The organism is Streptomyces sp. NRRL B-3229, assembly GCF_000719505.1.
GTDB lineage: Bacteria > Actinomycetota > Actinomycetes > Streptomycetales > Streptomycetaceae > Streptomyces > Streptomyces griseorubiginosus.
This window is the reverse complement of the sequence record NZ_JOGP01000082.1, coordinates 1-1,047: the sequence shown is the minus strand read 5'-3', so window position 1 is coordinate 1,047 and position 1,047 is coordinate 1. Positions and strand designations below refer to the sequence as shown.

1 protein-coding gene is annotated in these 1,047 nt (G+C 69.1%); it reads left to right on the top strand.

The features are described from left to right. The first annotated feature begins 343 nt into the window (after positions 1-343). The gene (locus IF54_RS0138770) at positions 344-925 is read left to right on the top strand and encodes a DUF4383 domain-containing protein (protein WP_030327412.1); all 582 of its coding nucleotides are present in this window, start codon (positions 344-346) and stop codon (positions 923-925) included. Positions 926-1,047 lie beyond the last annotated feature (122 nt).

Genomic DNA, 1,047 nt, shown 5'->3' with positions numbered 1-1,047 from the left:
GGGTTGCGCCTGGCCGTCCGGGCGCCTGTCCCCACCGACGGAGCGGTGATCGACGTGGCGCGGGACCACAGCGGGGCCCGCTTCGCCGTGACCGTCGCGGGCCGGCCGGCGGCGACGGGTGCCGTGAGCCTGCTGCGGACGTGAGACCCGCCGAGCACATGGCGCGGCGGAATGAATTTCCGGATCGACTGCAACCGCGTACCGGCGCCACGGTGAATGGTGTGCGAGTGGCCGAGACATTCCGCGCCGCTTCCCGGAATGACGGAGAAAAACTCCGCGGAACGTTCGACGACCCCTCCGCGGAAATGACGCGACACGTTCGCGCATCGGGAAAGGAATCGCCATGAAGCTGAGCGAGGAACTGCCCGTGGACCACAGACTGGCCACGGTCTACCGGTACGGCGCCGCATTCTGCGGCCTGACCCTTCTCGTCTTCGGCGTCCTCGGATTCGCCGACGAGCTGAGCCCGTTCAGCACCGACGGCGAGAACATCGCGGGGCTGTCGACCAACGGCCTGCTGAGCCTGATCTCCGTCCTGGTGGGCCTGGCCCTCATCGCCGGCGGCATCGTCGGCGGGAACTTCGCGTCGACGCTCAACATGGTCGTCGGGACGCTGTTCCTGCTCAGCGGCTTCGCGCACATCTTCATCCTGGACAAGCCCGCCAACTTCCTGGACTTCGGCATGACCAACGTCATGTTCAGCTTCGTCATGGGGCTGATCATCCTGACGTTCGGCATGTACGGCCGCGTGTCCAGCAAGCTGCCGCACGACAACCCGTACTGGCGTCGCCGGCACGCACGTCAGGCGGCCCGCGAATCCCTGGCCGCCCGGCGCCGGCAGCACGGCGGGGCACAGCCCCTCCCCCCGGTCGGGGCGGCGCCCCGAGGCGCGCTCACCGCGACCGACACGTCCACCGAGCGGTGACACGAACACCCCCGAGCCCGCTGCTCAGCTGTCCTGTCAGCCGTCCTGGAAATCCCGGGACCGCAGCGTGTCGAGCATGACCAGGGCCTCGTGCAGGCCCCGCGGCCGGAGCAGTCCAGGAC